This window comes from Nibribacter ruber (assembly GCF_009913235.1).
Classification (GTDB): Bacteria; Bacteroidota; Bacteroidia; order Cytophagales; family Hymenobacteraceae; genus Nibribacter; species Nibribacter ruber.
The window spans coordinates 2,993,420-3,004,446 of the sequence record NZ_CP047897.1; the positions used below are offsets into that span (position 1 = coordinate 2,993,420).

An 11,027-nucleotide genomic window follows, 5' to 3' on the forward strand; every position below is an offset into this window, starting at 1 on the left:
TCTTAAGCTATTTAATTCAATATTCTATTATGCTAGAGCAGGCAAAACAAATTTGTATAACCTTATTACAAAATAAATCCACTATTACTGTTTCTGACATTGATGAGGCCATCGTTAACGTCCAGAAAATCTTTCAAATTGAAGAGGAAGAAAGTAAAACATTATATAAATATCTGGAAGCTCAATTTTCTGTTTTTTCTGATAATTATAAAATTCTGTCTGATCCTGGGACTTATGTCCCGTGGTTGAAAAACAAGAAATCAGAAATTAAATGGAATTTCTGGAACCGGTACCTGATATACCAGCAGAAAAAAATAGCACCACCTACCTTAAACAAGCTGGATAACCTAACTGATGATATTCTGGACAGGCTTATTGACCCAACAACCAAAGGCCCTTGGGACAAAAGGGGAATGGTGGTAGGGCAAGTGCAATCTGGCAAAACCAGTAACTATACTGGTCTTATTAACAAAGCTGCTGATACTGGGTATAAGCTAATTATTGTCCTGGCAGGCCTTCATGATAGTCTTAGAAGCCAGACTCAGGTCAGGATTGATGAAGGGTTTCTGGGGTTTAATACACAGACGGCCATGAACTTCTCCAATGCAGGCAATAGAATTGGAGTAGGTCTTATTAATAAAGATTTGCCTGCTCATGCTCTAACCACCAGTAGACTTAATGGTGATTTTAAAGGGCCTGTAGCACAGTCTTCCGGAGTAAATATCAGAGGAACGGATCCTATTATTCTGGTTATAAAAAAGAATGCCTCTATTCTCAAGAACTTAGTTGCCTGGCTCGCAACCAGAGGAGACAAAACACCAGAAGGGAATATTATCATACGGGAACTACCCTTTCTGCTTATTGACGATGAGGCAGACAATGCCTCAATCAATGTGAACCCCAAAAAAGTATCCACTATTAACGGTTGTATACGGGCGCTATTATCCTTATTTGAGCAAAGCGCCTACGTTGGTTATACTGCAACCCCTTTTGCCAACATTTTTATTCCTTTGTTATCAGAGGAAATCACCAAAGGACTAAATCTGACCATTAAAGATTTTGAATTTACAGTAGGTCAGGATCTGTTTCCTAAAGATTTCATTGTTAACATTCCAGCACCGTCTAATTATATAGGTCCAACTAAAGTATTTGGGCTGCCGGCTTCTTCCTCTTCTGAGTCAGCAGAGGAACCCTTACCTATTGCCGTACCTGTCTTTGATTATGAGGCTTTTGTGCCGGATAAGCACAAGAAGGATACGCCATTTCCTGAAGAGCTTCCTGCCAGTTTGCGTTTTGCCATTAAATGTTTTGTCCTTTCCTGTGCCGCAAGGAGGGTTAGAAAACAGGTTAATGTCCATAATTCTATGCTCATTCACGTTTCTAGATACGTGGTCTGGCAGGATAGAATTGCTATGTTGGTAGATGCTGAACTTAAGCATTATCAAAAGCAGATTGAATTCAATCAAGGATCTATTATTGAAGAATTGCGGGAAGTTTGGGAAACTGAATATGAACCTAAGACTAACCAGGTTCTAATGCAGGATCATATCTACCAAGATCCTGGCATCGTTCCCATTTCCTGGAGTGAGATTGAAAATGAGTTATTCAATGCTAGTGCCAGAATAGAAGTAAGAGCTATACACGGGGATAAAAATGAAGCCGGGTTATCCTATCATAATATATCTCCACTGGATTACTTTATGTCTGAGCAGCAGGGTACTTATTTATCTGTGATTGCAGTAGGAGGTGATAAGCTTTCACGGGGATTAACGCTGGAAGGTTTATCTGTAAGCTATTACTTAAGAGCCTCCAAGATGTATGATACGCTTATGCAGATGGGCCGGTGGTTTGGCTACCGTCCAAGTTACGCCGATTTGTGCCGGCTATTTACTACTAGTGATCTTATTGAATGGTTTGAACACATAACCATTGCTTCAGAGGAAATGCGGGCTGATTTTGATTACATGTTCCTGCTTAATGAGACACCTAAAAACTATGGGTTAAAAGTCAGAACACATCCTGGAGCTTTGAAAATTACGGCAGCAAATAAATTCCGCCATAAGCAGATCATGTTGCTAAGTTATTCTGGAGAACTTGAACAAACTTATAAGCTTAAAATTGACCAGCATATCTTCAGGCGTAATTATGAGGCAACAGTAGACCTGATAAACACACTAGGTAGGCCAGTAGAAGATCCTTTAAATAACGAGGTGAAAACACAGCCTAACATCTGGAGTGGAAAGAACAACAGTAATCTGGTTATCAAATTTCTGACTAGCTATAGTATTGGCCGGGAAGTATTGGATGTTCAAAAAATGGCTGACTACATTCAGGCCCAAGTGCGGCAAAGCAATCTAACTGACTGGACTATTGTTTTAATACAGAATTCCACAGCAAAAGAATCAGATACATACCCATTTGAAATCAACAATGAAACTAAGAACATTGGTATGACTGACCGGAGTATTAATCTTACCCGACCAGATGAGATTGTTAAAGCCTACTCCATTAATAAAGCCATGATTATTTCTCCTAATCATGAGTTAATTGATTTGTCAGATCAGCAAATTGCAGAAGCCCTAAAGCTCACAAAACAGGATTGGGAACAGGATGAGAAAAAAAATGAGCCTACATTGCCAAGTGGTTTCAGGATAAAAAGAGGCAGATCTTCCACTAGGGGTTTGTTGTTATTATATCCATTGCATTCTTCTCCGATGCACCGGTGGTTGTCTGAAAACAGTACTCCTGAAAATAAAGAGTATAAAACTGAGAGAAGGAATTATTCAGATGTGCCTATAATGGGGTTTGCTATCAGCTTTCCTAATATACCTAATGATGAAAAAATTGAGTATGCGGTAAACGAGCAATTTATGCAGGATTATGATTACGCAGAGGAATTAGATGCGGAAGAGTTAATGCATGAATAGGCTAAAAGAAATTTGGGCAGAACTCAGAAAGCAGCCCGCTTCTATGAGTGGGTTAGCTAAAATCCGGTATTCAGAGTCATCAGATTGTGACCTTTATCTGGGCATCAGGTTACCCGAGGACTCTTCTTGTTTACTTCTCGGACTACCAATAAGAGTTATCAACAAAATCAATTCTGAACGGAAGTTGAGGGGGTTGAGATTAGAAAAGGTAGATGATCCCCAACATAGCACACGAGGATTTTTAAATCTGATTCTGCTGGACAATAGGTTCTCTGATATTTTTGATAGCCTTATTTTGGATATAATAAGGCATATCATCAACTTAGAAAACGAAGGTATAATTGCGCGTGAATTCCTAAATAGAATTGATAAGTGGCAAGCCCTTTTTGAAAAAGCAGCTTCAGAAGGTTTATCACCAGAAGCTCAAAGGGGTTTGTTTGGAGAACTATATTTCCTGAAAAAGTGGCTTTACATTGTTGAGGACAAAGCTAAATGTCTGCAGGCATGGGTCGGGCCAGAACTTGCTGTCAGGGACTTTGAATATGGAGGTTTAGCTCTGGAAGTGAAAACTACTAAAGGGAACAACCATCAAAAGGTTCAAATCAGCAGTGAAAGACAACTGGATGTTACCACATTAGATTTTCTGTTTCTTTTTCATTTGTCTCTGGATGTGCAACAAAATGCAGGGGAAACCTTGCCTGGGTTGATAGAATCTATAAAGGCGCTATTAATTCATGACTTTTCTTTATATTCCATATTCCAGGAAAAGCTTCTGCAGGCAGGATACTATCTAAGCCATCAGCATCTTTATGAATTTAAGAGTTATAAAATCCGTCAGGAATCATTCTATGAAGTGAAAGAAGACTTCCCCAGAATACAGGAAAATGAAGTGCGAGGAGGAGTAGGCGATATAAAATATTCAATCATACTAAGTAATTATAGTGACTACCTGGTAGATGAACAGGTAGTCTTCAAAACCTTAAACTGGCATGGCAGAAACGCTAGAGAATCTTGAGTTAAATAAATTTTATGCAAACGTTCAGCAAGAGATAAGGGCTACACAGTTATCAGAAGATGAGGGTGGAGCATTAGAGCAGTTTTTTACACAGTATGCTATTGGCTTATTGGCAGATGCCGGGGAAACGGAGAATGCACGAGCCTGTTATGATGAAAAAGTAAATAAGGCTAATAGTGTTCAGCATAAGATCAATGGCTATGCTCTTTCTGATAACTACGAGACGCTGGATCTGTTCATTACTATTTTCAAAGGAACAGATGAGCCTGCCAGAACTTTCAAAGAGGAGGTAGATAAAGCTGCGAAGAGAATTACTGCCTTCTTCCGGAATGCAGTGTACAACACGTATGTGCTGGAAATAGAAGAAGCCTCAGAAATATTTGACCTGGCTCATACTTTAAGCGAATCTAAAGAGCTAAAAAGCAACCTTGTTCGGGTGAATGTAATGATTTTAACGGACGGAGTTTATCCGGGTGAAACATTGCAGGAGCAGAATATTTCTGGTTATAAAGTTTACTCCCGGGTAATAGATCTGAATTATCTTTATAATATCTCTGAAAAGTCGCATGTACCTATTGAGATAAATTTTCAGGCGGACGGTTACACCATACCTTGCATCTTTACCCCCTCTGATAATGAGGAATACCAGTCCTATCTGGCCATTATTCCTGGAGCTGCACTAGTCAATATATATGAACGGTTTGGGTCACGCCTTTTAGAACAGAATGTAAGGTCTTTCCTGCAATTTTCTGGGAAGATAAATAAGGGCATCCGGAAGACTATTCTGGAAGAATCTCATATGTTTCTTGCCTTTAACAATGGTTTGGCAGCTACGGCAGAAGAAGTGCAACTAGTCTCCTCCCCAGACGGCTATGGGCAATCAATTGCCCGGGTGAAAGATTTGCAGATAGTGAACGGAGGCCAGACAACAGCATCAATTTACCACACCTGGAAAAAAGACAAGGCAGATATCTCCAGGATATTTGTGCAGGTAAAGCTTTCAGTGGTAAAGAATAAAACCAATTTTACCAATGTGGTAGCCAGAATTGCTGAGTATGCCAACACCCAGAACAAGATTTCTGCTTCTGACCTCAGCTCTAATAGTGAGAACCATATCATGCTGGAAAAACTTTCCCGCACTATCTGGGCACCGCCTATGCAGGGCAAAACCCAACAGACGCGTTGGTTCTATGAGCGTGCCAGAGGGCAGTATAAGAATGCTATCCTGAAGGAGGGATTCACTCAGGCTAAACGGAAAGCTTTTGAGCTGAAGAACCCCAAGGTGCAAGTCTTAACAAAAGAAGATATTGCCAAGTATGTGAATTCCTGGCAACAAGTATATGAAGGTAAAAAACTGGTAGTAGGGCCACATTTTGTAGTTAGGGGAAACCAGAAAAACTATGTTCAGTTTATCAACTACAATTTTGAAAGTAAGCCAGACAACATCTATTTTGAAGATGCTATTGCCAAGGCTATCCTATTCAGGGCAGCTGAAAAGGTGTATGGAGTAAAGCCTAACTCCATTGGCGATATGCGCTATATAACTGTTCCCTATACAGTGGCCTGGCTCGGGTATAAGCTTATTTACAAACTGGATCTCTACAAGATCTGGAAAGCTCAGGGTATAAGTGGGTCTCTAAAAGAAAAACTGAGGGAGATAATGGTGAAGATGGAAGCTTTCATTAAGAAAAAGGCTCCAGGTTCACTTTATGGGGAATATGCCAAAAAGGAGGAATGCTGGGAGGCAGTTAAACAGCAGGATTTTAATCTTTCACTTGAAAGCCTGAAGTATGATCTGGAGTCTAATAGTAAAAGCCCTAAAAGAGTACGACTTACAGAAGAAGATACCTTGCAGGCAGAAGTAATAGCTCTTCAGGAAAGATTGAAATCAGTTCATCCTAAAACATGGGCAGAAATTGAAGAATGGGGAAGAGCTACCGGGAAACTATCTCCTTACCAGCGTACCATGACAACTACCATTAGTTCTGCTGTTCTAAAAAAGAAACTGTTCAGTGATACAGAATTAAGTAATGGACAGAAGATTCTGGACCTTGCTATAGAGGAGGCACCGGAGTTATTTCTGAATATGGATGAGTACCTGGATGAAGCTGGAACTGCTACCGATACCTTAACAGGTATTAACACTGATCAGCTTAAGGAAGTAGTGAAATGGGAAAAGAAGCATAAAAAGCTATCTGACCCTGAGTATAAGTTCCTTGTGCTTCTGGCAGAGGGTAAACGGCCACTTTCTGATCGGAATCTAGGCTTTATTTCAAAAGTAATGAACAAAGTAAAAAGGTTTGGGTTTGGCGTGGCTGTAAGTGAAGTAGGAACAGCTGAGGATGCCCGGTGGGAAACTTCTATATGCTATTGGAGTGCGGTTGAACTACCGGGCTATACTTATGCAATTAAAAAGAATGCTTGGTGGAAGAAAAAATAAATTCCAGAATTAGGAATTGAAGCTTTCTATTTTTGATAATTTATGTTTTTGCAGTTTATCTAATACCAGTACTGATTTTTAAAAGCGGATAATGTCAAAAACAAGGCATGCGCCAAAAAATATACTAACGTAGTACCATGAAATTGTCCTCAAATAAGAATTTTTTTCAACCTCGAGCTAGGCTTTTATTACAACTTGGTGATAAGCTTATAAAAAACGAAAATATAGCATTATTGGAGTTAATTAAAAATTCTTATGATGCAGATGCGAGAAAAGTAAATGTTAAGTTAGAAAAAGTAACTAACAAGGAGTTTGGAAGAATAGAAATTATTGATGATGGGGAAGGAATGGATTTAGCCATAATAGAAAACGTTTGGCTGGAACCAGGAAGCGATTATAAAGCAGATTTATTCTCTAAAAAGATACGAACATCAAAATACAAGAGATTACCAATAGGAGAAAAAGGGATTGGTAGATTCGGAGTGCACAAATTAGGGAATAGTATAGAACTAATTTCTAGAAAAAAGGATCAAAATGAAGTAGTTGTTAGAATAAATTGGAATGAATTCTCAAAAAATAAATACCTAAAAGACGCAAGGTTTGAAGTGTTCGAAAGGACACCAGAATATTTTCTTCGAAATAGGGTTGGAACTAAAATTATTATTTCTGATTTAAGAACTAACTGGGATAGGAGAATGGTGAGGGAACTATATAAGTCTGTATTCACTTTAAACTCACCATTTCAAAAAGTAGGAAACTTTAAAATTGATTTAAAAATAGATGATCAATCTTTAATTGACAATTTGCCTAAATGGGACGAAATAAAAGGGTTTTCATTATGGCATTTTAAATGTAAGCTTCAGGGATCATCTATAAAAGAATTTACTTACGAATTCACTCCATGGAGCTCTATGGAGGGTTTAGAGCCTAGAAAAGTAACCGAAGAAAGCGACTTCATTTCTAATAACTCCACCATTCTTTATAAAAGTAAGCAAAATCCAAAAGAAGAAGTAATAATTAATTTATCTAAAAACTATGGGACAACTTCTGAAGTAAGAACTATTGGAGAGATAAATTTTGAAGGTTACATTTTTGACAGGGATAAAAGCACTTTGGATTTAAGTGCGCAGCAAGGGCTTTCTCTATTAAAACAATATTTAGATGAACAAGGAGGTATTAGGGTATACAGGGATAACATTAGGATAAATGAATATGGTGAAAAAGGAAATGATTGGCTTAATTTAGATTTAAGAAGAGTAAATACCCCAGCAAAAAAAATTAGTAATAATATAATCCTTTCTGTTGTAGACTTAGATGTTGAACAAAGCGGTGCTCTGATTGAAAAAACAAATAGAGAAGGTTTTATTGAAAATGAAGCTTTTTTTGATTTTTGTGCAGCTTTGTTATATGCAATTAACCTGATAGAGATTCTGCGCAAAATTGATAAAGATTTAATTAGGGCAAAATATAACCCAACAGAAAAGGAAGAACCAGTTCTTCACCATGTAGGAGAACTTAAAAGAATTGTAGAAAATAAGGTTAAGGATGAGCCTTTAAAAGAAGAAATCATAAAACACTTAAATAAAATTGAGACTGACTATAACCAAATCAATGAAATTTTATTGACAAGTGCAGGTGCTGGGTTAACTCTAGGTGTTGGAATTCATGAAGTTCAGAAAGTAATATCTGAATTGAATTTAGTAATAAAGAAAGAAGAAGTACCTGAAAAAATACTTAATTTAATTACCCACCTTGATAATTTAATTGAAAACTATAGTGATTTGCTACGTCAGAATGAAAGTAAGGAGGAGGATTTAATCAAATTATTAAAGGGTGCACTTTTTAATGTAGAATACAGGGCGATTGCACATAATATTACAATTGTAAAAGAGTACCAAAACTTTAATTTTCCAAGTTTTGCCTATTGTAGTCGAAGACTCTTACTTGGAGCGTTAATCAATATATTTGACAATTCAATTTACTGGCTTGAGAGAAAATTCAAAAAGTTGAAGGATATTGATAAAGACTATTCAAAAAAAATATACGTTAATTTATATTCAAATGAAGATGAGTCAATTGAAATTTTAATCGCTGATAATGGCTCAGGATTCAACATTCCCACAAATCAAGTTACCAAGCCTTTTATATCAAATAAACCCGGTGGTATAGGGTTAGGTCTTCATATAGTTAAGGAGATAATGCAGGCTCAGGATGGAAAGCTTTTATTTCCTAGCTCTAATGAATATAGCTTGCCGGCTGAATTTCAAAATGGAGCCATTGTGGTATTAAAACTAAATAAAAAACTATGATTTTACCTGATAATGGAAAGGTTGTAGTCTTTGATGATAAGCACGAAGACATCAAAGATTTACTTTCAGCACTTTCTAAAAAGAAAATTCCATATTTATACTATCAGGATGAAGCCGGTGATGACTTGCCAGATACTCCTATTGAAAATATACGTTTGGTCTTCTTAGATTTAGAGCTGGTAATAAGTAATGCCTCTTCACATAATATAATCTCCTCTATAGCTTTTAGGCTACGAGCTGTATTGGAAAAAAATCCAATTTATGTTTTGATCTATTGGAGTACGAAAGAGAATAAATACCGCGAAGCATTAGAACAAGCATTCAGCGAAGGGCTCAAGGATTACAAGCCTATCATGCTTTTAAGTTTAAATAAAGCAGAGGCTAAAGCTAGTGGTAACCAGACTAATTATATTATTGAACATTTGCAAGAAGAAATAAAAGCTTTTAGTACACTAAATGCCTTTATAACTTGGGAGACAATAGTTAATAATTCTGCAGGATCCATTACTAACCAAGTTTTGTCGTTCTATCCATATGATGTTAATACGTGGGATTCTACCAATAAATTTTTACTTCATAAATTGGCTAAAGCATATTCGGGGAGTCTGGGCGAAAGATTTGATGATTTCACAAGGTTAAAAAACGCAATGTATACATTAAATCACTCCCTTATTGACAATATTGAAACAGGAATTAATATGATTGATTCAGGTGATGCATTCAATAATCTATTGAGCAGAACTGAATTAGGAATTGAGTACTTCAACTCAAAGCTAAATAAAACTTTATTGGTTAGTAACCTTTTTGATGACGTTGCGCAGCCGGGGAATGTTTACTTTATTATAAATGAAACTGAAGATCTTTTGAAACAAAATGAGGAAGAACTTGAAAAAGCACTCGCTCAAGTTAAAGAATTAAAGCCAGAACTTCAGGAACAGGCAAGAATTGGGAAAATCAAAAAGCATAAAGGGTCTGAAGAAATTTTGAGACAAAGGTTGAATAAGGAAAAGACTAGGATAAATTCATTGATAAACTCTTGCTTGAATTTGCTACTGCTAAATGGGAAGGATGAAGTAAGATCGCAAATTTTTGATTCCTCTATTGGGATTGATTTAAATATAACTCCAATTTGTGATTATGCTCAAGAAAAGACTTCTTTATTCAGAGTTCTGCCTGGTTTGTTAGTAGAACAAAGATTTAAAGAATTTATCAATAAAGAGCCAGTATACTGTTATATAAGTGACCCAATTATCCATATTTTAGATAAAGATTATTTTTTAGTTTTTGATTTTAGATATTTGAGTTCCTTTGATGAATCAGAAGTAAAACTACGTAAACCAAAGTTCAGATTGAAGCATCAGTTTTTATCTGATATACAAGTTAAAATGAGCTCCCATATAAGTAGATCCGGAATTTTCTTTGTTGGTTAATAATAAAGAATGTTTAATATTTAAGTTTGATAATTACAAGTGTTTTATTGCCTTTCCCTTGCTATGATATTTGTTTTTATGCATAATAAGTTAGCTCTTATAGTTGCCTATTACTTAGCCAGATTTGATAGATATGGCTTAGAGATGCTGGGGTTTATCTCTTTCAATAATGCATTTGTTGAAGTTGCAGAACGTTTAGGAGTAAGGAAAAATTATGTAAAATTGAGAAGAGATGAGTTTGATTTTGTCTTCCCATGGAGACAAGGCTGGAAGCGTCCAATGGATAAACAGATATTACATGTCATTGAGATGTTTTCTGATTTAGATGAGCCCGCTGTTAGGAATATTGTTCTTAAGATTTTAGAAAATCAAGAGTATCAGAAGAGTGAAGAGTTGAGTATTATGCTTCAGGTCCTTCAAGATAATGATTCTAAACATACAGGTAACTTTATATTGCGAGCACCAACAGGAAGGAAGGCTGAAGAGTATTTTATAAAATATTTTCATGATAATCATATGCCTGTAAATGGCTTTCTAAAAGATACCCGCGATTTGGGTTGTGGTTATGATTTTGAAATTAGCAATGTTGACCAAACTACATTTATTGAGGTAAAAGGCCTTTCTGAAGATGCGGGAGGTGTAACTTTTACAAACAAGGAATGGAATACAGCCTTAGCTTCTGGCAAGGCATATTATCTAGTGTTAGTTAAGAATCTTAATGAAGATCCAGAAATATTATTCATTCAGAATCCTGCTTTCAAATTGAAAGCTAAACAAACCTTTTATGCTACTTTACAAGTTCAATGGAATATCTCTGAAAATGATCTTCGTGGCATTTAGAGATATTATAAGGACCTTAGATCAATTATAAAGCAGGTGGGATATTACCAATAGTGCTTCATGATT

At 36.5% G+C, this 11,027-nt stretch carries 6 protein-coding genes; all 6 read left to right on the forward strand.

Annotation, left to right across the window (positions count from 1 at the left end):
• Positions 1-29: 29 nt before the first annotated feature.
• The 6 genes from GU926_RS12630 to GU926_RS12655 all read left to right on the forward strand — a co-directional run bounded on the left by GU926_RS12630 (position 30) and on the right by GU926_RS12655 (position 10,961).
• Complete coding sequence (locus tag GU926_RS12630; RefSeq protein WP_160692399.1) at positions 30-2,927, forward strand: Z1 domain-containing protein; 2,898 nt, start codon at positions 30-32, stop codon at positions 2,925-2,927.
• On the forward strand, positions 2,920-3,942 hold the full coding sequence (locus tag GU926_RS12635) for a PD-(D/E)XK motif protein (protein WP_160692401.1): 1,023 nt from the start codon (positions 2,920-2,922) through the stop codon (positions 3,940-3,942). The genes GU926_RS12630 and GU926_RS12635 overlap by 8 nt, the downstream gene beginning before the upstream one ends.
• Positions 3,917-6,382 (forward strand): AIPR family protein, encoded by a 2,466-nt coding sequence (locus tag GU926_RS12640; RefSeq protein WP_160692403.1) that lies wholly within the window; start codon positions 3,917-3,919, stop codon positions 6,380-6,382. The genes GU926_RS12635 and GU926_RS12640 overlap by 26 nt, the downstream gene beginning before the upstream one ends.
• Before the next feature lie 137 nt (positions 6,383-6,519).
• Positions 6,520-8,691, forward strand: coding sequence for an ATP-binding protein (locus GU926_RS12645; RefSeq protein WP_160692405.1), 2,172 nt, complete (start codon positions 6,520-6,522; stop codon positions 8,689-8,691).
• Positions 8,688-10,121: a hypothetical protein gene (locus tag GU926_RS12650; protein ID WP_160692407.1), complete on the forward strand. Its 1,434-nt coding sequence runs from the start codon at positions 8,688-8,690 to the stop codon at positions 10,119-10,121. The genes GU926_RS12645 and GU926_RS12650 overlap by 4 nt, the downstream gene beginning before the upstream one ends.
• A 78-nt stretch (positions 10,122-10,199) precedes the next feature.
• Positions 10,200-10,961: a DUF3883 domain-containing protein gene (locus GU926_RS12655; protein ID WP_160692409.1), complete on the forward strand. Its 762-nt coding sequence runs from the start codon at positions 10,200-10,202 to the stop codon at positions 10,959-10,961.
• Positions 10,962-11,027 lie beyond the last annotated feature (66 nt).

What these genes read in the sequence shown, in the direction of transcription:
- GU926_RS12630 (WP_160692399.1), top strand. Translation starts at nt 30, where the DNA reads ATGCTAGAGCAGGCAAAACAAATTTGTATAACCTTATTACAAAATAAA.
- GU926_RS12635 (WP_160692401.1), top strand. Translation starts at nt 2,920, where the DNA reads ATGAATAGGCTAAAAGAAATTTGGGCAGAACTCAGAAAGCAGCCCGCT.
- GU926_RS12640 (WP_160692403.1), top strand. Translation starts at nt 3,917, where the DNA reads ATGGCAGAAACGCTAGAGAATCTTGAGTTAAATAAATTTTATGCAAAC.
- GU926_RS12645 (WP_160692405.1), top strand. Translation starts at nt 6,520, where the DNA reads ATGAAATTGTCCTCAAATAAGAATTTTTTTCAACCTCGAGCTAGGCTT.
- GU926_RS12650 (WP_160692407.1), top strand. Translation starts at nt 8,688, where the DNA reads ATGATTTTACCTGATAATGGAAAGGTTGTAGTCTTTGATGATAAGCAC.
- GU926_RS12655 (WP_160692409.1), top strand. Translation starts at nt 10,200, where the DNA reads ATGCATAATAAGTTAGCTCTTATAGTTGCCTATTACTTAGCCAGATTT.